This is a genomic window from [Pseudomonas] carboxydohydrogena (genome assembly GCF_029030725.1).
Classification (GTDB): domain Bacteria; phylum Pseudomonadota; class Alphaproteobacteria; order Rhizobiales; family Xanthobacteraceae; genus Afipia; species Afipia carboxydohydrogena.
Genome location: NZ_CP113162.1, coordinates 683,102 through 707,732, shown reverse-complemented (window position 1 = coordinate 707,732; position 24,631 = coordinate 683,102). Strand labels below are relative to the sequence as shown.

At 60.7% G+C, this 24,631-nt stretch carries 21 protein-coding genes; 4 read left to right on the top strand and 17 right to left on the bottom strand.

All coding sequences use genetic code 11. The annotated features are described in order from the left end of the window. Position 1: 1 nt before the first annotated feature. Entirely contained in the window at positions 2-574 is a 573-nt protein-coding gene (locus AFIC_RS03365) for a cob(I)yrinic acid a,c-diamide adenosyltransferase (RefSeq protein WP_275247767.1), read from the bottom strand. Between the two features lie 12 nt (positions 575-586). Beyond that, the gene (locus tag AFIC_RS03360) at positions 587-781 is read right to left on the bottom strand and encodes a twin transmembrane helix small protein (protein WP_275247766.1); all 195 of its coding nucleotides are present in this window, start codon (positions 779-781) and stop codon (positions 587-589) included. Positions 782-932: 151 nt separating this feature from the next. On the opposite strand from AFIC_RS03360, the gene AFIC_RS03355 reads away from it, so the two are divergent. Next, a complete protein-coding gene (locus tag AFIC_RS03355; RefSeq protein WP_275247765.1) occupies positions 933-1,817 on the top strand; it encodes a YihY/virulence factor BrkB family protein in 885 nt (294 codons plus the stop codon). Here AFIC_RS03355 and AFIC_RS03350 read toward each other — a convergent pair. Further along, positions 1,750-3,018 carry an ATP-binding protein gene (locus tag AFIC_RS03350; RefSeq protein ID WP_275247764.1) on the bottom strand — a complete coding sequence of 423 codons (1,269 nt, stop codon included), beginning with the start codon at positions 3,016-3,018 and terminating at the stop codon, positions 1,750-1,752. The genes AFIC_RS03355 and AFIC_RS03350 overlap by 68 nt on opposite strands. Before the next feature lie 46 nt (positions 3,019-3,064). Continuing rightward, on the bottom strand, positions 3,065-3,949 hold the full coding sequence (gluQRS, locus tag AFIC_RS03345) for a tRNA glutamyl-Q(34) synthetase GluQRS (RefSeq protein WP_275247763.1): 885 nt from the start codon (positions 3,947-3,949) through the stop codon (positions 3,065-3,067). 18 nt (positions 3,950-3,967) lie between these two features. Here gluQRS and AFIC_RS03340 point away from each other — a divergent pair, with 18 nt between their 5' ends. Beyond that, positions 3,968-4,759: a DNA-3-methyladenine glycosylase family protein gene (locus AFIC_RS03340; protein WP_275247762.1), complete on the top strand. Its 792-nt coding sequence runs from the start codon at positions 3,968-3,970 to the stop codon at positions 4,757-4,759. 89 nt (positions 4,760-4,848) lie between these two features. Continuing rightward, a complete protein-coding gene (locus AFIC_RS03335) occupies positions 4,849-5,406 on the top strand; it encodes an HNH endonuclease (RefSeq protein WP_275247761.1) in 558 nt (185 codons plus the stop codon). A gap of 139 nt (positions 5,407-5,545) precedes the next feature. Here AFIC_RS03335 and AFIC_RS03330 read toward each other — a convergent pair whose 3' ends face one another. From AFIC_RS03330 to AFIC_RS03310, 5 genes are all read right to left on the bottom strand, one after another. After that, entirely contained in the window at positions 5,546-6,580 is a 1,035-nt protein-coding gene (locus tag AFIC_RS03330; RefSeq protein WP_275247760.1) for a carbon-nitrogen hydrolase family protein, read from the bottom strand. A gap of 42 nt (positions 6,581-6,622) precedes the next feature. After that, positions 6,623-7,738 carry an enolase C-terminal domain-like protein gene (locus AFIC_RS03325; RefSeq protein WP_275247759.1) on the bottom strand — a complete coding sequence of 372 codons (1,116 nt, stop codon included), beginning with the start codon at positions 7,736-7,738 and terminating at the stop codon, positions 6,623-6,625. Continuing rightward, a complete protein-coding gene (locus AFIC_RS03320) occupies positions 7,735-10,677 on the bottom strand; it encodes an FAD-binding and (Fe-S)-binding domain-containing protein (protein WP_338063149.1) in 2,943 nt (980 codons plus the stop codon). Before AFIC_RS03320 ends, AFIC_RS03325 begins: the two co-directional genes overlap by 4 nt. Positions 10,678-10,810: 133 nt before the next feature. Further along, on the bottom strand, positions 10,811-12,025 hold the full coding sequence (locus AFIC_RS03315) for a pyridoxal-phosphate-dependent aminotransferase family protein (RefSeq protein WP_275247758.1): 1,215 nt from the start codon (positions 12,023-12,025) through the stop codon (positions 10,811-10,813). 162 nt (positions 12,026-12,187) lie between these two features. After that, entirely contained in the window at positions 12,188-13,063 is an 876-nt protein-coding gene (locus AFIC_RS03310) for a LysR family transcriptional regulator (RefSeq protein ID WP_275247757.1), read from the bottom strand. Positions 13,064-13,330: 267 nt separating this feature from the next. Between AFIC_RS03310 and AFIC_RS03305 the strand changes: the two genes are divergently transcribed. Further along, positions 13,331-15,046, top strand: a complete 1,716-nt coding sequence (locus AFIC_RS03305; protein ID WP_275247756.1) for an L-lactate permease — start codon at positions 13,331-13,333, stop codon at positions 15,044-15,046. 110 nt (positions 15,047-15,156) lie between these two features. Here AFIC_RS03305 and AFIC_RS03300 read toward each other — a convergent pair whose 3' ends face one another. From AFIC_RS03300 to coxS, 8 genes are all read right to left on the bottom strand, one after another. Further along, positions 15,157-16,170 (bottom strand): XdhC family protein, encoded by a 1,014-nt coding sequence (locus AFIC_RS03300; RefSeq protein ID WP_275247755.1) that lies wholly within the window; start codon positions 16,168-16,170, stop codon positions 15,157-15,159. A 334-nt stretch (positions 16,171-16,504) separates the two neighbouring features. Then, the gene (locus AFIC_RS03295) at positions 16,505-17,677 is read right to left on the bottom strand and encodes an MHYT domain-containing protein (RefSeq protein WP_275247754.1); all 1,173 of its coding nucleotides are present in this window, start codon (positions 17,675-17,677) and stop codon (positions 16,505-16,507) included. Between the two features lie 416 nt (positions 17,678-18,093). Next, positions 18,094-18,711, bottom strand: coding sequence for an SRPBCC family protein (locus tag AFIC_RS03290; protein WP_275247753.1), 618 nt, complete (start codon positions 18,709-18,711; stop codon positions 18,094-18,096). Beyond that, positions 18,711-19,556: an XdhC family protein gene (locus tag AFIC_RS03285; protein WP_275247752.1), complete on the bottom strand. Its 846-nt coding sequence runs from the start codon at positions 19,554-19,556 to the stop codon at positions 18,711-18,713. Before AFIC_RS03285 ends, AFIC_RS03290 begins: the two co-directional genes overlap by 1 nt. 3 nt (positions 19,557-19,559) lie before the next feature. Then, positions 19,560-20,765: a vWA domain-containing protein gene (locus AFIC_RS03280; RefSeq protein WP_275248626.1), complete on the bottom strand. Its 1,206-nt coding sequence runs from the start codon at positions 20,763-20,765 to the stop codon at positions 19,560-19,562. Further along, positions 20,765-21,652, bottom strand: coding sequence for an AAA family ATPase (locus AFIC_RS03275; RefSeq protein ID WP_275247751.1), 888 nt, complete (start codon positions 21,650-21,652; stop codon positions 20,765-20,767). The genes AFIC_RS03280 and AFIC_RS03275 overlap by 1 nt, the downstream gene beginning before the upstream one ends. Positions 21,653-21,688: 36 nt before the next feature. Continuing rightward, on the bottom strand, positions 21,689-24,118 hold the full coding sequence (locus AFIC_RS03270) for an aerobic carbon-monoxide dehydrogenase large subunit (protein ID WP_275247750.1): 2,430 nt from the start codon (positions 24,116-24,118) through the stop codon (positions 21,689-21,691). Further along, positions 24,115-24,615, bottom strand: a complete 501-nt coding sequence (gene coxS / locus AFIC_RS03265) for a carbon monoxide dehydrogenase small subunit (RefSeq protein WP_275247749.1) — start codon at positions 24,613-24,615, stop codon at positions 24,115-24,117. Before coxS ends, AFIC_RS03270 begins: the two co-directional genes overlap by 4 nt. Positions 24,616-24,631: the final 16 nt, after the last annotated feature.

Below are 24,631 nucleotides of genomic sequence, written 5' to 3'. Positions count from 1 at the left end.
TTCATCGGTTCCGGCCCGGCACCCAAAGCACGTCCCCCGCGCCGTCGCGGTTCGCGGCCCGTGACGCCACGAACAGGAAATCCGACAAACGGTTGAGATAGCGCACCACGGCATCGCCGACCGGCTCATTGTCTTTCCCGGCCAATTCCACCACCAGCCGTTCGGCGCGGCGGCACACCGTCCGGGCCTGATGCAGATGGGCCGCCGCAGGCGTTCCACCCGGCAGGACAAACGACGTTAGCGGTGCGAGCGCCCCGTTCAACGCGTCGATGTCCCGTTCCAGCCGCTCGACCTGCACCGGCAGGATCCGCAACCGCTCGGCCTTGCCTTCACGTTCCGGCACCGTGAGATCGGCGCCGAGATCGAACAGATCGTTCTGGACAAGACCCAGCATCGCATCGAGCCGGGCATGATCTGCGAGGTGCAGCCGCGCCACCCCGATGGCGGCATTGGTTTCGTCCACCGTGCCGATGGCCGCGACCCGCAGGTCGTATTTTGGCCGCCGCTCGCCGCTGCCGAGCGCGGTGGTACCGTCGTCTCCGGTGCGGGTGTAGATGCGGTTGAGGGTAACCATATCCTCGCTCGACTAGCGGCCCATCGCCCAGACCGCCGCCATGGCGATGATGATGGCGATGAACTGAAACAGCACCCGCAACCGCATCAGGCGCTGCGAGGTGTTCGGCGAGCCGCCGCGCATCATGTTGATCAGGCCCAGCAGCAACACGCAGGTGACGGCGATCAGGGCGATTGGAAGAAGGAATAAGGAAAAAAAGGAGGTCATGAGCGTTACATACCACCCGGCGACCCTCCCCCCAAGGATTTAGAGAGCTTTCTGCCGGTCTCGCGGGAGGAACATGGCTGGGCATCCCGGATTTCATGACTTGCTCACCGTCTCCCGCTAACCTCATCTCCGAGAGGAATCCCCGCGCCTCATGACACTCATCCGCCGCGCCTTTCAGATCGGGCTCGACGCCTTCAATGCGTTTCTGGCCGACGACGGCTGGGCGATCGCGAGTCATATTGCGCTGTCGGCGCTGATGGCGTTCTTTCCGTTCCTGATCGTGCTGGCCTCGCTGGCGGGGTTTCTGGGCTCCAAGGATCTGGCCGATCAGGCAGCCAGCCTGATGTTGCAGGTCTGGCCAAGCCAGGCCGCCGATGCGCTGGTGACACAAATCCACGGCGTCCTGACCCAGACGCGCGGCGATGCGCTGACCTTCGGCCTCGTGCTGTCGCTGTATTTCTCCTCCAACGGCGTGGAGAGTTTGCGGGTCGGGTTGAACCGCGCCTACGGCGTCACCGAAACGCGGCCCTGGTATTGGCTGCGGCTGGAGTCGATCGGCTACACCCTGATCGCGGCGGCCGTCTCGCTGGTGCTCGCGCTATTGCTGGTGCTCGGCCCGCTGCTGCTTGCCGCCGCGCGCTATTACTTGCCGCTCATCATCGCGCCGAAAGAACATCTGCTCAACTTCGCGCGTTATGCCATCGCACTGGTGTCGCTTGTGAGCGCCCTGTTCGTGCTGCACGCATGGCTGCCCGCCGGCCACCGGACGCTCCGTCAGATCATGCCGGGAATTGCGTTCACCGTGATCGCCTCGCTCGCCTCGGCGGCAGGCTTCGGACAATATCTGGCGCGCTTCGCAAACAATTACGTCACGACCTATGCGGGCCTCGCCTCGGTCGTGATCGCGCTGGTGTTTCTGTATTTCGTCGCCGCGATTTTCATCTATGGCGGCGCGCTCAATGCCGCGATCATCCGCCGGAAGCAGCCCGGCGAACCGTCGCCTGCCCAAGCGCCGCCGCCAGCGCACGGGGACTGACCGGCTTCATCAGGAAAGCATCGGCGCCAGCGGCGCGCGCCTTGGCTTCGTCCTGCTCACGGCCGGAGACACCGATGATCCCGACGCGCTCGCCCGCAGTCCCAAGCGCGCGCAACCGGCGAATGGTCTCGACGCCGTCGATACCCGGCAGCACCATGTCCATCAGCACGACATCGAGATCGCCGCGTGACACGCGCTCCGCCGCAAGCTCGCCCTGTCCGACGAATTCGATTCTGTGTCCCAACTCGCCAAGCACCGTGTTGAGCACGACGCGGCCGAACGGATTGTCCTCGACGCTGAGGATTTTCAGCGCGCCCGCATAGGATGATGACGGCGCGGACGGCGTGCGCTCCTCGCGCGGCACGCCGACGCGCACCGTCAGCGTAAAGACGGTGCCGCCGTCCTTGCGCCGCACGACATCAACATCGCCACCCATCGCCTGCGCGAGTTGTTTCACCGACCACAGGCCAAGTCCCGCGCCGCCAAAGCGCGATGCCACATCTATGCTGGCCTGCGAGAACGGCTTGAACAACCGGTTGATCTCGGCGAGCGACAGGCCGATGCCGCTGTCGGACACCGCGAAGGAGACATTCATTCCATTCTTGCCGTGTGACGCGGCGGAAACGTCGAGTTCGACCAGCCCGGACGGCGTGAATTTCACCGCATTGTCGATCAGGTTTTCCAGCGCGGCGCGCAGGCGCACGGCGTCGCCTGTCACGAATTGCGGCAAACCCTCGGCAACCGTCACCCTCGATTGCAGACCGTTGGCGGTGGCGCGGCCGGCAAGTCCATCGCCCGCCGAACGCGCCAGCGCACGCAGGTCGAAAAAATCCTCCCGCATCGGCAGGCGCGCGGCCATGCTTTTGGCGGCATCGACATAGAGCGTCGCGAGTGCCGCGAGATGCTCCGCGCCGGTGCGGATGGTTTCCACCCAGCGACGCTCGCGCGCGCCCAGATCCGACGTCTCCAGCAGCGATGAGATCGCGAGGATGCCGGTCAGCGGCGTGCGCACCTCATGGGCAAAAGCGGCAAGCGCCGTCTCCACCACGCCACGCGCCGGGCCTGCGGGCTTGCGTGGCGGCTTGCTGGCAGCGCGCTTGGGCGCAGCCTTCCTGACCGGCTTCTTCGCCGGAGGCCGCTTTCCCTTGCGCGATGTTTTCGACTTCCCCAGGCGGCGCGTCGAACGCGGCTTCGTCGCCATGTAATCCCCCAGCAAGGCTTCATCCTGCCATCCGTGGGGACAAGAGTCACGGCAACCCGACCATCTCCCGGATATTTTGTGGGCTGAGACCCTGCTCCCGCAGCGATTGCAGCGAGGCCGCCCGCGCCGATTTGGAAAGTTTCCGGCCGTCCTCGCCGCGCAACAAGCCGTGGTGCCGGTAGACCGGTGCGGGCAGGCCCAGCAATTGCTGCAACAGCCGATGCACGCTGGTGGCCCAGAACAGGTCCTGCCCGCGCACCACATGGGTCACGCCCTGCAAGGCGTCATCGAGCACGACCGAGAGGTGATAGCTGGTCGGCGTCTCCTTGCGCGCCAGCACCACGTCGCCCCACGCCTCGGGCCGCGCCGCAACTCGCTTTGTCTCCCCTCCGGGGCCGGAACCTTGCTCTTCCCACATGAGCGCGCCCGCCTGCCGGCAGGCCGTCCCGGAATCCAGCCGCAGCACGAACGGTTCACCCGCCCGCATCCGGGCTTCACGCTCCTGCGGCGGCAAAGTCGTCACCGAACCGGGATACAGCGGCGAGCCGTCGGGGTCGCGGGGCCAAGGCTTGGCCGAAACCTGCATGTGCGGACTCTGCTCGATCATCCGCACAATCTCCGCCCGGCTCTCGAACGCGGGATAAACGAGCCCATGCCCGGCGAGCCGTTCCACCGCATCCCGGTAGAGATCGAAATGCTCCGACTGTCGCCGCACCGGCGTTTCCCAGACGATGCCGAGCCATGCAAGGTCCTGATAGATCGCCGCCTCGTAGTCCGGGCGGGATCGCGCCCCGTCGATATCCTCGATCCGCAGCAGAAACCGCCCGCCGTTCTGCCGCGCGAGGTCGAAGTTCAGCAGCGCCGAATAGGCGTGACCGAGGTGCAGCAGGCCATTCGGACTCGGGGCAAAACGAAAAACAGGTGGCGGCATTGATCCAATTCACGCGACATGCTGATTCTAAATGACATGACACTATACCTGAACACGCAGGCTGACCTCGACCGCGCCATCTCCACGCTCATCGCAGCCGACCCGAGCCTTGCGGACATCGCGCAGGTGGCGGGAACGCCCGCGCTGCGCCGTCGCGAGCCGGGGTTCACCGGCCTTGCCGCCATCGTCTGCGGCCAGCAACTCTCGACCCATGCCGCCGCCGCGATCTGGAAGCGGGTCAGCGATGCATTCGACCCGTTCCATCACGACCTGATCCGCAACGCGCGCGCGGCGCGGCTGGCACGGCTCGGCCTCTCGGCCGCCAAGATCAAGACGCTGAAGGCGCTGGCGCGCGAGCTTGCAGCGAACCGGCTCGACCTCGATACGCTCGGCCGGCAAGAGGCTGATCTCGCTCACGCCGCATTGACGGCGCTGCACGGCATCGGCCCATGGACCGCCGACATCTATCTGCTGTTCTGCCTTGGCCATGGCGATGCCTGGCCGGGAGGCGACCTCGCCGTGCAGGAAGCCATGCGAATCGGACTGAACCTCGAATCCCGCCCGACCCCTAAACAGGCGACGGTGCTGGCGGAACGCTGGCGACCCTGGCGCGGGGCGGCGGCCCATTTATGGTGGGCCTATTATCACGCCGTGAAGCGGCGCGAGGGTATTCTGCCCGATGACAGGACGCACCCGAAACCCAGAGCACCGGCACGGCCGCGCCCGCCTGCCGCTATCGCCCCCGCTCAAGCCCCCGTGAAGGCCGCCAAAAAACCGCGAACGGCGAAACCGGTGCACCGGAAAAAATAGCTGGTACCCTTCACAATCGTGTCGCGCTGCATGTAGTATTCTGCCCATAAAGCTGCTTCGCAGCCGATCAGGGGGGTCAGGAGCGTTACTTGAACGCACATGTCTCACAAGGCGGTTGGCCGGCATTGGTGTTGAACGCCGATTTCCGGCCACTGAGTTACTACCCGCTCTCACTTTGGTCATGGCAGGACGCAATCAAAGCCGTGTTCCTTGACCGCGTGAATATCGTTGCCAGTTACGAGCACGCGGTTCACAGCCCATCTTTCGAAATGCAACTGCCGAGCGTCGTCTCGCTCAAATCCTTCGTCAAGCCGACGACCCATCCCGCGTTCACGCGCTTCAATGTTTTCCTGCGCGACCGCTTCTCCTGCCAGTACTGCACCTCGCAGGAAGACCTCACATTCGATCACATCATCCCGCGTTCGCGCGGCGGACAGACGACGTGGGAAAATGTCGTCGCGGCCTGCTCACCCTGCAATCTGCGCAAGGGCAGCATGACGATGCAGCAGGCCAACATGTTTCCGCGCCAGACGCCCTATGCGCCGACGGTCCACCAGCTTCATCGCAACGGCCGGCTATTCCCGCCGAACTACTTGCACGATAGCTGGCTCGACTATCTCTACTGGGACACCGAACTCGACCCATAGGCCGCGGGTATTGGGATTTCGCTTCTGTTCATCCACACCTATCCGCGCAAATTCCCGCAATCCGATCAGCGATATCGATCGGACGACTGGACTCGCAACGGATAGGCGTTGTCATGGAAACAAAGAGCCGAAATATCCCTTACGCTTCCGTTTCTGAAGCGGGCGCAGAGTCATCCAATCCTTCAAAAGAGGGAATCTGTTCGCTGACAAATTCCGCCGCCACAAGCGCGCGGCGATTCACCTTGAGCTGGAAAACGTCGAAGCGGTTGTAGTAGCCGACAACATCCTGGAATTGCTTCGGCACAACGCAGAGCGACAGGTCGATATCGGCGTAGGCGATGCCTTCCTCCTCCTTGAGAACATTGCTGATCGGTGTCCCGCCCGGGCCCATAATCAGCGACACGCTCTTCGATGCCTCTTCCAGAAGCTGCCGGGCACGAGCGTTATCGCGGCTAATGATATCGATCGCCTCCGGCGGCAGGAAGCCTGACGCCACGATGTTAAACAGCTTGCCTTCGAACGCGTGAGCGCCCGCGCGCAGACGGATCGCGGCCTCGAGATCGTAGGCCGCCTCACCCGGCGGATGGGTCGGCCAACGCGGCGAGAACGATGAAATATGCACGTTCTCGCCCTGCGCCAGCAGCGCAAATCGCGCGAGACCGTTGGTGTTCTCACCGCACACCAGAGCGCCGATGCGGCCGATCCGGGTGTTGACGACACGCAAACCCGAACCGTCGCCATTGCTCCAGGTGAGTTTTTCCCAATAGGTCGGAACGAGCTTGCGGTGGACGTTCAGCAGCGCACCGTCGTCGCCGATCAGGATGTTGGTGTCATAGATGCAGCCGTCGCTGATGGGCGAAGCCTCGTTGATACCGATCGAGACAAAAACGCCATGACGGCGCGCGACGCCACGAATGCGCGCTATCTCCGGTCCATTGACCTCGACCGACGACGCCACCAGCTTGCAGAAGAATTCATGGACATCGACCGGGGCCCACACCCCGGACCACACCGGGAATGAGGCAATAAAAGCCTCGGGGAAAGCGATCAGTTCGGCGCCGTTGCGCGCGGCCTCTTCGATCCAGGCACAGGCCTTGTCGACCGTGGCGTGCGCGTCGAAATAGACCGGCGCGGCGTGGCAGGCGGCCGCCTTGAAGCGTGGGTACTGTTTCATGCTTGGGTATCCTCTGATGTTATGTGTTGATTGAATGCGTGTTCAGGTCAGCAGTCTTGCGACCGCGGCTTCGTTCCACTCGATCCCGACGCCCGGCGCATCGTCCGCGCGAACCTTGCCGTTGCGCACCGGCAGCGACTTTGCCAGAACCGGTCCCGCCAGATCGAAATACTCGACGAAATGCGCGGTCGGCGTCACCGCCATCAGATGCGCACTTGCCTCCTGGAAGAAATGATTGCTGACCGGCATGCGCGCGCCATGGCAGATCGCCGATGCGCGGAGCCAGCCGCTGACGCCACCGACCTTGATCAGGTCCGGCATCATCAGATCGGATGCGCCAAGCCGGATGCTCTCGGCAATGTCCTGCGGACCCCACAGGTTCTCGCCGAGTTGCAGTGGAGTGCGAATGCTGGCCGCGATCTTGGCGTGACCTGCCGTGTCGTCATAAGACGTCGGCTCCTCGATCCAGGCCAGGCCTTCATCATCCAGCGCGCCGCAGCGCATGATCGCGTCGGGGACGTTGAGGCTTTGATTGTAGTCGATCAGCAACGACACATCGCCGATCGCCCGTTTGACGGCGCGAACAACGGCAAGATCGTCGGCAAAATTCTCGTAGCCGACCTTGATCTTCACCGCGCCGAAGCCTTGCCCGGCCGCCTCCGTCGTCAGGCGTACGGCATCATCGAGTCCATCCATGCCGAAGCTGGCATAGGCCGGCAGGTCGACCGGCTCTCCGCCGAGAAGACGGACCAGCGGTTGCTTGAGATGTTTCGCATGGGCATCCCACAACGCGATGTCGAGTACCGCAAGGGCCATGTCGATCAGGCCCCGGCTTCCGATCAGTACAAAGCGCGAGCGCAGCGACTGCATCAATGTCTGCGGCTGGAGCGGCTTACCATCGAGAAGATCGGCGATATCGGCCACAAGGCGCGTCAGCGACGCGAGCACGACCGGCGTATAGGCAAACGCATAACCGCGTCCCACAACGCCATCCGTGGTCGCGATATCGACCAGCACCAGCGGCGCGCTGCTCATGACGCCGCTCGCGGTCCGCAGCGGACGCTGCATGGGCGCGATCACGCCACGGGCCGTGATCGCCGTAATCTTCGGCCCGTCCTGTACGGCCGACCCCGCCACCGGCGTAAATTGCTGATTCACCGGGCAGCCTCCTCTTCTTCTGTTTTCAGTGCCGCAGCGAGAATGCATGCAACATGATGAGCTTCCGTATGAGCACCGTCGAGAATTTGATGGCGGCAGCTCGTGCCGTCGGCGATCACGATCGCATCAGGCCCGGCCTTGCGCACAGCCGGAAGCAGCGACAATTCCCCCATCGCCATCGATGCTTCAAAATGCTCAGCCTCGTAACCGAAACTTCCGGCCATTCCACAGCACGATCCCTCGATCTCGCCGACATCGAGAGACGGTATCCATGACAGGACGGTCTTGATCGGCGTCACGGCATTGAACGCCTTCTGGTGACAATGGCCATGCAGCAAGGCACGCGATATCGGCAACGGCTTCAACTCGAGATTCAGCCTGCCGGCGCTGTATTCACGCACAAGGAACTCCTCGAACAGGAAAGCCGATTGCGAAATGAGACGCGCTTCCTCGCCAAAACCATACGTCAGGAATTCGTCACGGAGCGTCAGCAGGCAGGACGGCTCCAACCCCACAATCGGCACGCCACGACGCACGAGCGGCAGCAGCGCATCGATCATCCGCCGCGCCTCGGCCTTGGCCTTGTCGACCAGACCCGCCGCAAGGAAAGTGCGTCCGCAACAAAGCGGACGCTTCCGATCCCCGGCGTGCAGATGGACGCGATAGCCACCCGCGCGGAGAACCTTGAATGCGGCCTCGGCATTGCCCGGCTCCATCGAGTTGTTGAAAGTGTCCACGAACAGGAACACCTCCTTCCCGGCAACGGCACTCTCCGAACTATTCCGCGCGCGGGAAAGGAACGAACGCCGGAAGCGCGGCAGCGAGCGCTGGGGAGCGATCCCCATCGTTCTTTTGGCGAAAGCCGAAATCAGCGGCAGGCGATCGGCCAACGCAAGCAGCCACGACACATAGCCCGCCGGGGTCGCATAGTATGGCATATACGCAACCATGCGATCGCGCAGCCGCACGCCATTCTCCGCCGCCCATACCGCGCGCGCCTCGATCTTGACCTTGGCCATGTCGATGCCTGTCGGGCAATCGCGCTTGCAGCCCTTGCACGACACACAGAGATCGAGAACCTCCTTGACCTCCTGGCTTGCAAGCCCACCGCGTCCGAGTTGCCCGGACAATGCGAGGCGGAGCGTATTGGCGCGGCCGCGCGTGACGTGGCGCTCGTCACGGCTGATGCGATAGCTCGGACACATCGTTCCCGCATCGAATTTGCGGCAATGCCCGTTGTTGTTGCACATCTCCAGCGCCTTGGCGAAGCCGCCGGTGAGGTCGCCGCCGCTGCCGCGCGCACCCTCCACGCCTGTCATGGGGTCGCGCGTTACATTCCATGGTGACCAGTCGAGTTGGGGAGAAAACGGCAATTCGCGATAGGCTGGCGGATAACGAAACAGCCTCGTGTCGTCCATTCTCGGCGGATTGACGATGCGATCCGGACTGAAGCGGTTTTCAGGATCGAACAGGGACTTGATACTCTGAAACGCCGCATTGATCTTCGGGCCGTATTGCCAGGCCACCCACTCGCCGCGGCAAATGCCGTCGCCATGCTCGCCCGAATAGGCGCCCTTGAAGTGGCGAACCACGGCCGATGCCTCCTCCGCCAGCGCACGCATCTTCACCGCGCCGTCGCGCCGCATGTCGAGAATCGGCCGCACATGCAGAAGACCCACACTGGCATGGGCATACCATGTGCCTTCCGTGCCGAATTTGCGGAACAGACCCGTCAACCGATCGGTGAATTCCGCGAGATGCTCGAGCGGGACGGCGCAATCCTCGATGAAGGAGACAGGCTTGCCGTCGCCCTTCATGCTCATCATGATGTTGAGACCCGCCTTGCGCACGTCCCAGAGTGACTTCTGCTCTCCCGGCGATGTCAGATCGACCACCGATCCCGGCAACCCAAGATCGCCCATCAACTCGCCAAGCCGCGACAAATGACGCTTCCCGGTTTCCAGATCGCCGCCCGCAAACTCCACCAGCAACAAGGCCTGCGGGTCCCTCACCAGAACCTTTTCAATGACCGGCCGGAAAGCCGCATTCCCGAGAGCAAGATCGATCATCGTGCGATCGACCAGCTCGACCGCCGCCGGAGCCAGCTTGACGATATGCTGGGTCAGATCCATCGCCTGATAGAAAGTCGGAAAATTCACCACGCCGAGCACGCGATGGTTCGGCAACGGCGACAGCCTCAAGGTCAGTTGCCGGCTAAAGGCGAGCGTACCCTCCGATCCGACCAGCAGGTTGCTGAGATTCGGAACACCATCCGATGTGTAGGATTTTTGGTTTTGACAATTGAATAGATCGAGATTGTAACCCGCCACGCGGCGCAGAACCTTCGGCGTGCGCTCGACCAGTTCGGCATCGACGCTGCGAGCGATCGTCTGGATATTCCGAACCAGCTCCTGCGTGCCCGCATCCGGCGTCATCGCATGCAGCGTACCGAACAGGATCTCGCGTCCATCCGGCAGGATGGCATCGATCCCCTCGACATTGTGCACCATGTTTCCGTAGCGGATGGAGCGCGAACCGCAAGAATTGTTTCCGGCCATGCCCCCGATGGTGGCCTGCGCGCTGGTCGAGACATCGACAGGATACCACAGCCCGTGCGGACGCAGGAACGCATTGAGATGGTCGAGCACGATTCCGGGCTCGACCGTAACGGTCATCCTGTCCGCATCGAAGGCGATGATCTTGTTGAGATGCCGCGTGGTGTCGATGACGACGGCCTCGCCGATGGTCTGGCCGCACTGGCTCGATCCCGCGCCGCGGGCGAGAACAGGCGCATGATGCGCCCGCGCCACATCCAGCGCACGACGAAGATCATCCTGACTTTTCGGAATGACCACGCCGATCGGCATGATCTGATAGATCGAGGCATCCGTCGCGTAGCGTCCGCGACTCCCGGCGTCGAACAGGACATCACCGCTCAACGCGGATCGGAGGTCTTTCTCCAACCCGGAGAGCCCGGCGCGAGGTTGGACGCGGCTCATCATGCTTTGTGTGGGAGGGATGTTCATACAAAATGCCGATGAGCCGCGCCCGGTCTGCAATATCTTCCCAGCCTTAAAGTGACAGGCCAAACTGACTTGCAGACGATTCCAGATGATCCATGGCCGCGCGCGCGCCCTTGGCGTTCACGGGGACGCCCGCGATGCGAAGCCCCATCTCGCAACCGGACAGGGCCGCCATCAGTGTCAGTTCGTTGCAGTTTCCAAGATGCCCGATCCGGAACATCTTGCCCTTCGCCTTTCCAAGGCCCGCGCCCAGCGACAGATTGAATTTCTGATAGATAACCTTGCGGACGTGATCGGCATCGACGCCCTCGGGCATCACCACGCCGGTCAGAACCGGGGAATAAACTTTCGGATCGAGACACTGGATCTCAAATCCCCAGGCCTGCACTGCAACCCGGCACGCCTCGCCAAGACGCTTGTGACGCGCGAACACGTTGTCAAGACCTTCGCCCGCGATCATGTCGAGTGCTTCGGACAGCGCGTAAAGCAGATTGGTGTTCGGTGTGTAGGGCCAGTAACCCGTCTCGTTCGCCTTCAGGATCGGCGTCCAGTCCCAATAACTGCGCGGCAAGGTCGCCTTTTTATGAGCCGCGAGAGCACGATCGGATATCGCGTTGAAGCCAATGCCGGGCGGCAGCATCAAGCCTTTCTGCGAACCGGAAACCGTAACGTCCACGCCCCATTCGTCGTGACGGTAATCAGCCGATGCAAGACTTGAAATCGTATCGACAAACAGCAGCGCCGGATGGTTGACACTATCGATGGCGCGGCGCACCGCGACAATATCGGACGTCACGCCGGTGGATGTCTCGTTATGAACGACGCAGACGGCCTTGATGTCATGCGCCTTATCCGCACGCAGCCGCTCGGCGATCATCTCCGCCTGCACGCCATGACGCCAGCTTTCGTAACTGGACAGGCCGATGAATTCCGGCTTCAGGCCGAGGCTCTCGGCCATCTCTTTCCAGAGCGTGGCGAAATGCCCGGTTTCGTACATCAGCACGGTGTCGCCGGCATTCAGCGTGTTGACCAGCGCGGCTTCCCATGCGCCGGTGCCGGAAGATCCGTAAATGACCACAGGGCTATTGGTCTTGAAGATCGCCTTGATCCCGCCCAGCACCTGACGGCCGAGCGCGCCAAATTCCGGACCACGATGATCGATGGTGGGATAACTCAATGCCCGCAACAGACGATCCGGCACCGGGCTCGGACCGGGAATCTGCAAAAAATGCTGTCCGGACGGATGAAAATTCAGATTGAGCATTCTTCCTCCTCGGCCTTGTGCCCGGCCCTGTTGCTGGCTTCGCATCGTCAGGGACGGATGCTGCGCAAAAGGGTGATAGGCCGCAGGAGAACTGAGATAAATTGAAATGGAATCGCGATATTGTTGCCTTCAGGCTAATCAGGGATTCCGAGCTTCGACCGGCTACGGCAATGCCGACTTGCGGATCTGCGCGATCAGCGCGCGGGTCGCGGGCGACCATTCATTTCGTCTGTAAGCCACGGCGATCTCGGACAAAATGGGGGGCGCGGTCAGTTCACGATAGACAACCCGGCCAATGTTCACGGCATGACGCAGCGAACCCGGCACGATGGCGACACCCGAGCCAAGCGACACATGCGTGATGACCGCCGTCAGACGGCCGGGCTGAGGCCCCAGATGGGGGTCGTATCCTCCCCGGCGGCCAACCTCCAGCGTGCCGGAAACCTGTTCGGGAAGAACGAAAATCTCTTTCTCGAGCAGTGCGGGCTTGATCCGCTTGTGAGCGGCCAGGCGATGACCGTGCGGCAAGGCAACCACGAACGGATCGCGGAGCAACGTCATTGACGCCACGCCCGTGGGATAGGTCATCGGCGGCCGGAGAAAAGCAATGTCGATCCGGCCGTCATCCAGCATGTCCGGCAAGCGATCCATATCGACTTCATGAAACCGCAGGTCGACTCCGGGATACGACTTCCGATACAGCGCCGCTTCCCTTTGCAGCAGTCCAAGATAGGCCGTCGAGGCGACATATCCGACCTCGATGCATCCGGCCTCGCCACGCCCGGTACGGCGCGCCGTGTCCTCGGCCCTTTCCACCTGTCCCAGCACCCGGCGCGCATCCTGAAGAAAAATATCTCCCGCCGCCGTGAGAAAGACCTTGCGCTTGGTCCGCTGGAACAGGCGCACGCCAAGTTCGCGCTCAATCTCCTGTATCTGCTTGGTCATCGATGGAGGACTGATGCCTACATCGTCGGCAGCCTGCGAAAAATGCAGGCGTTCGGCGGCAGCCACAAAATAGCGGTACTGGCGCAACTCCATAGCTTCCTGCCTTCAATTTTGTGCCGTCGTCGCGACGGCAGCTAGCATGCCCTCGCTCCGATATCGCCGACCGGAGCCGCCGCCAATGCCCGGCGGCATTTTCGATAAGAACCAAAATTAGCTCACGCGCAATTATTTGACGACGATCCGGCAATACACAATCGCGCGCGGTAGCCTAACGATACTCCCGGCAAATTGACGATCGTCAATAGCGTCGCACGCCTGAAATAGGGCGGCACGGAAAAAAACACGCCATGGAGGAAATCAATGAATGTCTGGCACCAGATTTACGATCCATTTGGGAATCCACTTCTCTCGACCGCGATAGCGGCTATTCCGGTTGTTATCCTGCTGGGGTTGATCGCACTCGGCCACGTCAAGACGCATGTCGCCGCGATGATCGCATTGGCCGCCGCTTTTCTCGTCGCGGTGTTCGGATTTTCAATGCCCGCCATGATGGCCGTCAAGGCATCGTGGTACGGCTTCATGATCGGCCTGTTTCCAATTGGCTGGATCATCATCAACGTCATTTTCCTGTATCGACTGACCGTCGAGAACGGATCGTTTCAGACGCTGCAAAACTCTCTTGCCGATATCGTCCCGGACCGGAGGCTTCAACTTCTGCTGATCGCGTTCTGTTTCGGCGCGTTCTTTGAAGGAGCGGCGGGCTTCGGCACGCCTGTCGCGGTGACGGGCGCGATCCTGATCGGACTTGGATTTTCTCCGCTCGCCGCATCCGGCCTCGCCCTGATCGCCAACACCGCGCCGGTCGCCTTCGGCGCACTTGGCACGCCGATCATCACACTCGCATCGGTGATGCAACTGACGGGCAACAACGATCTCGACGCTTTCCATCTTGGCGCGATGGTTGGACGCCAGCTTCCGTTCTTTTCGCTGCTGGTGCCGTTCTGGCTGATCTGGGCGTTCGCCGGCTTCCGCGGAATGATCCAGATCTGGCCTGCGATTCTGGTCTGCGGAGGATCGTTCGCGTTGATGCAATTCGCGATCTCGAACTACCATGGTCCATGGCTCGTCGATGTCGCCGGATCGCTCGTGTCGATGCTCTGCCTGATCGGCTTCCTCAAAATCTGGCAGCCTCGCCAGATCTGGACCAGCGCGAAGTTGCGCAACAGGCCGGACGACATACCCGCCGACGCGGTGCCCGCCGGATCGTTGAGCGCCGCCGCCACTCCCGAAAGCCTTCGCACGACAGCCGACCGCAAGGCCGTTCTATCGTCGTGGGTGCCATGGATCATCCTCTGTGTCTTCGTTTTCATCTGGGGCACACAGACCTTCAAGAGCATCGTCAATCCGATCTTCTCGCCGAAATGGGCAATCGATGGTTTGCACATGCTGGTCCAGAAGATGCCGCCGGTCGTTCCGACGCCGGTGCTGGAAGGCGCGGTCTTCAATTTCAATATCCTGACCATGACCGGCACGGGCATCTTCGTTGCGGCCATCGTCGCGGGGCTGGTGATGAAATATTCTCCCGTCCGCCTCGTTCGGGCGTATGGCGAAACTTTCTGGGTCCTTCGTGCGCCGCTCCTGACCGTTGCCGCCATGCTTGCTCTGGGAACGCTGACCAAATACTCCGGCGTCGACGCGACGCTCGGTCTCGCCTTCGCAAGCACCGGTGTGCTCTATCCCTTCTTCGGCACGCTTCTTGGCTGGCTCGGCGTCGCACTCACCGGATCAGACACGGCTTCGAACGTCCTGTTTGGCGGCCTGCAAAAAACAGCCGCGCAGCAGCTTGGCCTCTCACCCATACTGATGGGCGCGGCCAATTCATCCGGTGGCGTGATGGGCAAGATGATCGACGCCCAGTCGATCGTGGTTGCGGCGACGGCAACCAACTATGTCGGCAACGAAGGAAAAATCCTGCGCTACGTGTTCTGGCACTCGATCGTCCTCGCCTGCCTCGTCGGCGGACTGATCATGCTTCAGGCCTACGTCTGGCCGTTCACATCCCTGGTTATCCACTAGGCCAGACCATACTGCCGCGATGCCCTCACAGGCATCGCGGCTTTTTATTGAAGGCTCAACACAGATCCAATTCAATCGGCGCGGGCTCACCCTAAGACTTAAATGCCTGATCAGCCTTCCATCCTCATTGCCGATGCCGCGATGCAGTGAGAGACAGGGATGAGAGGCGCGCCATCAGTGAAGCAGGCGCGAAGCGCTTTCTGATTTTCGTCCTGCTCGATCTGCGAAATCTCCGAAAGAATCGAAAGCGCGACATCACTGGCGCTTTTGCCACCGGCGTACAGCCCGGCCGGACCGTGAATACGCTTGAGCTGCATCTCACTGATCCCGAGCTCACTCAATTGCACAAGCCGCTGGCGATGCGTCGTACGGCTGCCGAGCGCTCCCACGTAAAATGCATCGGTCTTGAGTATTTCCGGCAGGAAGCTCAGTTCCCAATTGTGGTCGTGAAACATTGAAACAAAAGCCGTTCGCGAATCCGCACACAAAGGAGGAATCACGCTCGGACTGATGACACCAGTGACCTCCACATCATGAGATTCCGCGGCCTGTAGCGTCGGTTTATCGGGCGAATAAAGGTGGGTATCGAATCCACTCATCCGCGCCAGACGTGCAAGTTGCACGGATGAGGGACCAACTCCGGCAATCAGCAATTGCCGGCGCGGAAGATAGTAGCACTGCTCAAAATTATCGTGACCACTTTCGTGGCGGGACACTCCGATCTTCATCGATGCAGGTCGGCGGCTGCGCAGCAGCGCATCGATATCCGAAAGTTCGGCTAGCCTCCTGTCAACCTCGAACACAAGTTCAATGGCGCTTCCGCAAGGCAATTGAATGTCGAGATATTTCGATCCGCGCCCGTAGCGCACCGTCCGGTTTTTACGTTCCTTGATAGCTTCAATCGCCTCAGCCACAACGGCTCGCTCAATACATCCTCCGGAGAGATAGCCTACCCACTTCCCGGTTTCCGACACGGCCATCTGCGCACCTAGCGGTCGCGGCGATGATCCTTCGATCTTGGCAAGGGTAACGATCGCAATTCGCGTGCCCGCGCGCATCTGATCGACCGCGAAATCGAGAACATAGTCCTCAAAAACATCCCAGCTCCCATCGCAATTCTTCATCGCGGCGCGTCCACACCGCTTGCATGTCTTGCCAGGCATGTCGCCGCGAATTGCGACACCCGGCCGAGTTGCCAGCAGACCGATGAGTATCCTCGCCAAAATCCGGGAGAATCATCAAAGAAGGATGACTTCGAAGGCACGTCGCTCCTCCCGGGAGGCTGTCTTTTCTACAGTTGGCCCGGAATGAGAAAACCAAAGCGATGTCACGGCAATCGGACGTGAACGAATGGCTGCGGAAAAGCACGAACGCCAATACTGGGCAGCACGAATTGCAGTATTTCCGCATCAACTGCCGAGGGCTGCCCGACTCTATGGGAGCCTGAACGCCGTAGTCTTATTGCGCCAGACTCACTCGTGCCTGTAGCTGCTGCTTGACCCACGTGCGGCGGCCTCGACTTAACGGAACTTTATAAGGCCTCTTGCTTATTGCCTCGAACATTCCGCCATTGCCTGCGCCGCGCACAAGCCTGAAACGGTCGAGGTTGATAATATGGCTACGATGGACTTGCGCGAATTTCGCGGGATCCAGGGCCTTGGCGACTTGCGAAAGCGACAACGGACAAAACCACGTGTCTTCGCCGTCAAATAATAAAGTGTAATGGGCCTGGGCCTGCACGGCAAAAAGCCGGGAAACCGCTATCGTGCTACGTTGACCGTTTTTCTCGACAGGAAGGACACGATCTAAAACCGAGACAGAGGTGTCTAAGGGAGAATTTCCCAAGCCCGCCATGGACACCTCAACCGGTAGAACCTCATGACCTTGGAAGGCGGACAAATCACTTGATACGACCGCGATAAGACCGCTCTCCGGCACCAGCGTGAGAAGGAAAATTCCAGAGATCACAAACGCCATCACCGCAACAATGATGGCGAGGAATCCCTGAGAGAGCGCCGGCGCTTCAATCGCACTACCCGGCTCGCACAGCGAAAGAATCTGAAATCCAGCCATGGCTGTGTAGTGCATCGCCGAAATAGCAAGGGCCATCACCACGGCGGACAAAACCGTTGAACGCCACGTTGCGCCGACAAACGTCAGCCACAACGACAGGCCCGACGCCGCTACTCCGATCACGATGCTTGCCGCCACAAACAAAGGCGCGTGGGCCATGTTGACGCTGGAATGCAGCGCATACATTCCGAGATAGTGCATTGTGACAATGCCGGCGCCCATCAAGACCGCCGCTATGGCAATGCGGTTGAGCGTCGGCACGCCCGTTCCCATTGCCAGCACCGCACCACCTACAACCAGCACACACACCAGAAATGACACCAGAGTCGGCAAGGCCAGAAAATCAACTGGCACCGGCAACTCGACAGCAAGGATACCGATAAAGTGCATCGTCCAGATCGCCAGCGCGATAGAGAATGCTGACATTGAAATAATGACGCGGCGGCGAACTCCACCGGCAAGACCTGCCTTACGCGCGAGATGCAATCCCACGTAGCTGGCTTGAAAAGCCATTATGAGGGACAGGGCGACCAACCATAAATCGTGTTTCAGTCCCATGGCTCTCTCTCCAGGAGCACGGGTCTCCCGCTCTCACCAGAGCGGGAGACTTCAACAAACGCCTTTAGAATGGCTCTTAGTTATCGAGATTACGCATGCCGGCGGGAGATGCAATATTGCAGTGGGCAGACTTGTGCCTGCTGCTCTGGCTTATGATTTACAAGCCACACGGTTCTCATGCTGCGGTGCCGCACTACATTCAGCTCTTGGCAAAATCATCTGGCGACCGCCTCGACTGACAGTGCAAGCGCAAGTCCTCGCGCCATTCACCGTCCGGTGCTGCACGATATGATTCCGGATTTTGACCTTTTCACGCAGGAGATCGGGCTACGATCTCGCCAATCCTCACCATACCGACCCTGGCCGATACGCCGCGCCTCAATCGGAGCACCGCCAAGCCCGTGGACGTAGATATTTCAAATTCGCGATGAACAAATCGAAGACATCAGCGGATCGTCCTGACCATGAATATGGCCGCCGATACAACACCAGTGCGCGCCAACCAGGAGACTAAAGACAAGAACGCTGAGCGCGCCGGTGATCTTGCGGAGCCAGCCCTTCTTCTCTGACGGTTCTTCTTCATTTGCGGGCGCTACAGGCCCGACAATATTGCTGAACTTCTCGAAAAATTCCCCGGCGAGCTTCGTCGCCGTCGCATCGATCAACCGCCCGCCAAGCTGCGCCAGCTTGCCGCCAACCTCCGCCTTAACAGTGTAGTGAAGAATCGTCGCGTCTCCATCCGCTTCCAGTTTCACCGTGGCACCGCCCTTGGCAAAGCCAGCCATACCGCCTGTGCCCTCACCCACAATGGTGTAACCGTTTGGCGGATCCAGATCCGACAGGGTCACCTTGCCGTTGAATGATGCCTTCACGGGACCAACGCGCAGCGTGACCTTTGCAGTCATTTCATTGTCGGAGATCTTTTCGATGGACTCGCAGCCAGGAATGCACTGCTTGAGCACCTCGACGTCATTGAGCGCGGCATAGACTTTTTCACGTGAAGCCTCGATGCGCTGTGATGCGTTCATATCCATCAGATCGTTCCTTCTTGCTTCTGAGTGTCCGGTTGCCGCTGCCCGCGGCGACGTATTTCGACCATCTCCGCCACGATCGAGAGCGCGATTTCATCAGGTGTGATGGCGCCGAGATCGAGCCCCGCAGGCGCATGCAGCGTTTCCAGGAGGGATGGAGTAATGCCTGCCGCGGCAAGTTCTTCCTTCAACACCGAAGCCTTCTTGCGCGAGCCGACAAAAGCTACGTAAACCGACGGCGAGGACAATGCCGATTTCAGCGCGGCAGTATCGCCACGCCCTTGCGTCGAGACGACCACATAGCGATTGCCGCCGCTTTCGGGAGGAATCTCATATGCGTCGATCAGCCGATCCACACCTTCGAACAGCGTATGATCTGCCGACGGCGCACATACCGACACGAAAAATCCCATGCGGGGCGCAATGGCTGAGATCGCCACAGCGACAGGCGACGCACCGCAAATATAAAGTTGCGGGCGCGGCAGGATCGGTTCGACAAAGATATCCATGCTACCGTGACTCGGACACATATTGTTTGCGTAGAGCACCCCGTCCTGAGCGTCGCCTGCCTTCAGGCCCTGCTCTTCCAGCACATCCTTCGGCTGCACACTGATCAGGCGCGGCTGGCCATCCGAAAGAGATTGCCGTGCGGCCTTGAGCACATTGGATCGCGCGCAACCGCCGCCAATCCATCCGGCCGTCATGGTGCCGTCGCTTAGGATAACGGCCTTTGCACCTGCCTTGGCCGCCGTGAGCGACACCGTGCGCACCACAGTCGCGAGAGCAAACGGCTCACCGCGGGCTTTCATGTTGTTGACGAGATCGAGCACGTCAGGAGCAAGTGTCATGACTCAAATCCTCGCAAGGTAAGGCTCAATGGCTTGCAGGCTTTCGAGATTGTGAGCAGGCGCGAACAAATCGACATGCGGCAGCGCCGCCTTCATCCCTGCCGCTTCCGGCGAATAGCCGCGCCAGCCGATCATCGGATTGAGCCAGGCGATACGGCGGCAGCGGCGGCGCAGCGCGGCCATCTCCTGCCCCAGTTGTTCGGCCGGCCCGGTGTCGTAGCCGTCCGACACAATCATCACACAGGTGCGCGAATGAATTGCACGCTTCGCATGCCACCGGTTGAACGTGGCAAGCGACTCGCCGATCCGGGTGCCACCGCCGACCCCCTGCGCCAGCAGCGACATGCGCTCCACGGCACGCGTCGCATCGCGCTCACGCAGCGCCGGCGAAATGTGAATGAGGCGCGTATGGAAGACAAAGGCCTCGGCCTCCCGGAAATTATCAAGAATGCCGTGCATGAACCGCAGGAACACCGCCGAATACATGCTCATCGACCCGGACGCGTCGAGCAGCACCACCAACCGCAATGGCTTGTGCTTGCGTTGCCGCCAGACCAGTTCGAGCGGCGTTCCGCCATGGGCAATGCTTTTGTGAATCGTGCGGCGGAGGTCTATGCGACGGCCCGCACGGCGCGCCTGTTCGCGGCGGGTTAGTCTCACCCGCATCGCCTTTGCAAGCCTTGCAGCTACGGCATGAGCCGCAGCGAGATCGTCCGGATTGGCGAGATGACGGAAATCAGCTTTCGCCAGCGAAGCCGCACGCGACGCGCCTTCCCGCAGGCCAGGGCTATTTTCATCGCTGTCATGATCCGCCCCCAGCCTTCGCTGCACGTGATCCGGCGCGCCATCCGGATTTCCCGGCCGGGTGCCGTCCCTTGAACTGTCCATGCCAGGCGGAGTTTTTTGCAGCACTCCGGAAATGCGCGTCGCAGATTTCATACCGCGCCCAAGCCAGAATGCATCGAAGATTTCGTCGAATTTTTCCCAATCTGCCTTGTTGCCGCAAAACAGCGCGCGCAGCGCCGGACGCAGCCGCGATGGCGTCACAGAGGCCGCGCTGCTCAGCATTGAGAGCGCATCGCCCGTCTCCGCAAGTCCCACGACGAATCCATTGTCACGGAGCACGCGGACAAAATCGCCAAGCTTGCGGCGAGTACCCGCGCTTATCGTAGCCGCGCCGGTTTCATGGATGGTCGCGGTTACCGCCATCACGCGACCCTGCCCAGAAGCCGGTCGGACACTTCGCGCGTTACGCGCGACTTGTCTTCCGCCGTTTTGATCAAGCACATCATTGTTTCGAAGACGGCTTCGGGGGCGGCACGCAGATCCTCGACGCCCAGCCCTGCCAATGCCGCCGCCCAATCGAGGGTCTCCGCGACGCCGGGGCTCTTGCGCAAATCTTCCTTGCGGATTCCCTCGACCATTCGGGCGATCTGCAACGCCAGCGCGACATCGATGTCGGGCATGCGCACGGTGATGATGTGCGCCTCGCGTTCGACATCGGGATAATCGACGTAATGATAGAGGCAGCGGCGGCGCAACGCATCGGACAACTCGCGCGTGCCGTTGGATGTGAGAACCACTTGCGGGATCGTCGTCGCGCGGATGGTTCCGAGCTCAGGAATCGACACCTGATAATCCGACAGCAATTCAAGCAAAAATGCCTCGAACTCTTCATCGGCGCGATCGACCTCATCGATCAGCAGCACCGGAGGCCTGGATTGACGGATGGCGGCCAACAGCGGCCGCTCAAGCAGAAATTTTTCCGAAAAAATATGATCCTCGATGACATCCACTGCGTCCGCGCGCGCCTCCCGCGCCTTGATCGCCAGTAATTGCCGTTGATAGTTCCATTCATACAATGCCGCGTTTTGATCGAGGCCTTCGTAGCATTGCAGGCGAATGAGCTTCGTTTCATTCGCCCGCGCCAGCGTCAGCGCAACCTCGGTCTTGCCGACACCCGCCTCGCCTTCCAGCAACAGCGGACGCGACAGGCTTTCCATCAGCCAAACGGCAGTCGCAAGATCGCGATCGGGAATATAGCCCGCCGAGGCCAGCCTTTCTGCGATCTTGTCTCGTTCAACGTGATGACGCATGAGCTATTTCAAAACTCCAACCGCGATAGCGCGAGACTAGACATGCAGACCGAGACGCTCGCCCACCTTCCATAACCGCCAGGCGTCGTGCGGCATCTGGATGTGGCCGGCATTCAGAAATGCATAAGCGTCGTTCACGGCATTCGAGAAGCATGGCACGCCGCCGACATGCGGGCTTTCACCCACGCCCTTGGCACCGATTGGATGGTGCGGCGACGGCGTCACGGTGTAGTCGGTCTCCCACTTCGGCGTCTCGACAGCCGTTGGCAGGAAGAAATCCATGAACGATGCGCCAAGCACGTTGCCCTGCTCGTCGTATCGAATCTCCTGCCCCATCGCGACGGCAAAAGCCTCGGTGAGACCACCATGAACCTGCCCTTCGATAATCATCGGGTTGATGCGCGTGCCGCAATCATCAAGAGCGTAGAAGCGCCGGGTCTTAGCGACGCCAGTATCGACATCGATATCCATGATGCAGAAATAGGCGCCGAAGGGATAAGTCAGGTTCGGCGGATCGTAATAATTCACCGCTTCGAGCCCTGGCTCGAGATTCGGCGGCGGGCTGTTGTAGGACGCCCAGGCGAGTTCTTTCATGGTCTTGAATTTTTCCGGAAGGCCCTTCACCCGGAAACGATCCACGTCCCATTCCAGATCGCCCTCGTGCACTTCGAGCATGTGCGCCGCGATCATCTGCGCCTTGGCCTTGATCTTGCGCGCAGCCACGGCGGTTGCCGCGCCAGCCGTCGGCGTCGAACGCGATCCATAAGTGCCGAGGCCATAAGGAGCGGTGTCTGTGTTACCTTCCTCGATCATGATGTCGTCGGCGGGAATGCCGAGTTCGGTGGCGATGATCTGGGCATAGGTCGTCTCGTGCCCCTGGCCCTGGCTTTTGGTGCCCATTCGGGCAATCACCGAGCCCGTCGGATGGATGCGTATTTCCGCCGAGTCAAACATCGACACACCGAGAATATCGCAATTCTTCGATGGGCCGGCACCGACAATCTCGGTGAAGAACGAGATGCCAATGCCCATGATCTCGCGTGTCTCGCCGCGCCTGAAGGCTTCCTGCCTGGCTTTCTGCTCGGCCCGAAGCTGACGATATCCGACCGTATCCATCGCCTTCTTCATCGCGAGCGGATAATTGCCGCTGTCGTACTCCCAGCCCAAGGGCGCCTGATAAGGAAACTGTTCCGGCTGGATGAAGTTCTTGATGCGCAGATCGGCAGAGTCCATTCCGAGTCGCTGCGCCAGCGTCTCGATCGCGCGCTCGATGGCATAAACCGCTTCCGTCACCCGGAACGAGCAACGATAAGCCACGCCGCCGGATGCCTTGTTGGTATAGACGCCATCCACGGCCAGATGCGCCACCGGCATGTCATAAGAGCCGGTGCAGATGTTCATGAAGCCCGCCGGCCATTTCGATGGATCGGCACAGGCGTCAAACGCTCCGTGATCGGCCAGCACGTGACAGCGCATCGCAAGAATCTTGCCGTCCCTGGTGGCAGCAAGCTCTGTCGTCATATGGTAATCGCGCGCAAACGAGGTCGTGGAGAGATTCTCCATCCGGTCCTCGACCCATTTCACAGGAACGCCGAGCACGATCGAGGCAACCACCGCGCAGACATAGCCGGAATAAGCACCCACCTTGTTGCCAAACCCGCCCCCGATGTCCGGTGCGATAACGTGGATTTTGTGCTCCGGCAAACCCGAGATCAGCGACACGACGGTGCGGATGACATGCGGCGCCTGGAATGTGCCCCACAATGTCAGCTCGCCCCTGATCTTATCCATCGAAGCAACGCACTGGCACGTTTCCAGCGGCGACGGATGCACCCGATGATAGGTGAACATATCCTTTGATACGACGTCGGCCTTGGCGAAGGCCGCATCGGTGCCTTCCTTGTCGCCTATTTCCCAGCAAAAAATATGATTGTGATGTTTGCGCGCGCCGTGTGCGCCGGTCATCTTGTCTTTGATGTCTTCCCGCAACAAAGGCGCATCCGGCTCCATGGCCTTGAACGGATCGACCAGAACCGGCAGCGGTTCATAATCGATCTCGACCAGTTCGATCGCATCCGCCGCGATGTAGCGATCCTTCGCCACCACAAAAGCGACTTCCTGATTCTGGAAAAGAACCTTCTCGTCCGCCAGCACGGCCTGCACATCACCAGCCAGCGTCGGCATGTAATGCAGGTTCAACGGCTTGAGGTCCGCCGCTGTCAGAACGGCCAGCACGCCGGGAAGCGCCTTGGCTTTCGAAGTATCGATGCTTTTGATGCGTGCATGGGCGTGCGACGAACGCACGAAGTCACCAAACAGCATGCCGGGCAGCTTTACGTCATCGACGTAATTGCCCTTGCCTTGGGTAAAGCGGATATCCTCGACACGCTTGCGCTTGCAACCCATGCCCTGAAGCTTTTCGGCGCGCTCCGCGCTTGTCGGTTCAACAGTGGTCTGGATGTTCATTCCGCGGCCTCCTCGAAAGGCACGCCGTTGATCTTTGCGGCGGCATACTGGATTGCTTTGACAATGTTCTGATAGCCGGTGCAGCGGCACAGATTTCCCCCGATACCAAAGCGTATTTCCGCCTCGGTCGGATTTGAGTTTTCCTGCAACAAGCGGTGCGAGCGCATGATCATACCCGGCGTGCAGTAACCGCACTGCAAGCCATGCATCATGCGGAAGCCTTCCTGCAACGCGCTGAGCGTGCCGTCCGGAGCGGCCATGCCCTCAACCGTAGTGATGGAAGCACCATTGGCCTGGACGGCGAACATCGTGCAGCTTTTAACCGACATGCCATCGAGATCGACCGTGCAGGCGCCGCAGTGGCTGGTGTCGCAGCCGATATGCGCGCCGGTGAGATTCTGCTGCTCGCGAATGAAATGGATCAGCAGCGTGCGCGGTTCGACCAGCGCCTCCACCTGCTGTCCGTTGATCGTCAACTCGATGTGGGCTTTCGCCATGCTGGACTCTCCCTGA

Coding starts and splice junctions, on each gene's coding strand:
- AFIC_RS03315 (WP_275247758.1), bottom strand. CDS start 12,025: ATGCTCAATCTGAATTTTCATCCGTCCGGACAGCATTTTTTGCAGATT.
- AFIC_RS03285 (WP_275247752.1), bottom strand. CDS start 19,556: ATGACACTTGCTCCTGACGTGCTCGATCTCGTCAACAACATGAAAGCC.
- AFIC_RS03330 (WP_275247760.1), bottom strand. CDS start 6,580: ATGAAACAGTACCCACGCTTCAAGGCGGCCGCCTGCCACGCCGCGCCG.
- AFIC_RS03355 (WP_275247765.1), top strand. CDS start 933: ATGACACTCATCCGCCGCGCCTTTCAGATCGGGCTCGACGCCTTCAAT.
- AFIC_RS03295 (WP_275247754.1), bottom strand. CDS start 17,677: ATGGGACTGAAACACGATTTATGGTTGGTCGCCCTGTCCCTCATAATG.
- AFIC_RS03305 (WP_275247756.1), top strand. CDS start 13,331: ATGAATGTCTGGCACCAGATTTACGATCCATTTGGGAATCCACTTCTC.
- AFIC_RS03300 (WP_275247755.1), bottom strand. CDS start 16,170: ATGAAGAATTGCGATGGGAGCTGGGATGTTTTTGAGGACTATGTTCTC.
- coxS (WP_275247749.1), bottom strand. CDS start 24,615: ATGGCGAAAGCCCACATCGAGTTGACGATCAACGGACAGCAGGTGGAG.
- AFIC_RS03275 (WP_275247751.1), bottom strand. CDS start 21,652: ATGCGTCATCACGTTGAACGAGACAAGATCGCAGAAAGGCTGGCCTCG.
- AFIC_RS03270 (WP_275247750.1), bottom strand. CDS start 24,118: ATGAACATCCAGACCACTGTTGAACCGACAAGCGCGGAGCGCGCCGAA.
- AFIC_RS03290 (WP_275247753.1), bottom strand. CDS start 18,711: ATGGATATGAACGCATCACAGCGCATCGAGGCTTCACGTGAAAAAGTC.
- AFIC_RS03340 (WP_275247762.1), top strand. CDS start 3,968: ATGCTGATTCTAAATGACATGACACTATACCTGAACACGCAGGCTGAC.
- AFIC_RS03280 (WP_275248626.1), bottom strand. CDS start 20,765: ATGGCGGTAACCGCGACCATCCATGAAACCGGCGCGGCTACGATAAGC.
- AFIC_RS03360 (WP_275247766.1), bottom strand. CDS start 781: ATGACCTCCTTTTTTTCCTTATTCCTTCTTCCAATCGCCCTGATCGCC.
- gluQRS (WP_275247763.1), bottom strand. CDS start 3,949: ATGCCGCCACCTGTTTTTCGTTTTGCCCCGAGTCCGAATGGCCTGCTG.
- AFIC_RS03310 (WP_275247757.1), bottom strand. CDS start 13,063: ATGGAGTTGCGCCAGTACCGCTATTTTGTGGCTGCCGCCGAACGCCTG.
- AFIC_RS03365 (WP_275247767.1), bottom strand. CDS start 574: ATGGTTACCCTCAACCGCATCTACACCCGCACCGGAGACGACGGTACC.
- AFIC_RS03350 (WP_275247764.1), bottom strand. CDS start 3,018: ATGGCGACGAAGCCGCGTTCGACGCGCCGCCTGGGGAAGTCGAAAACA.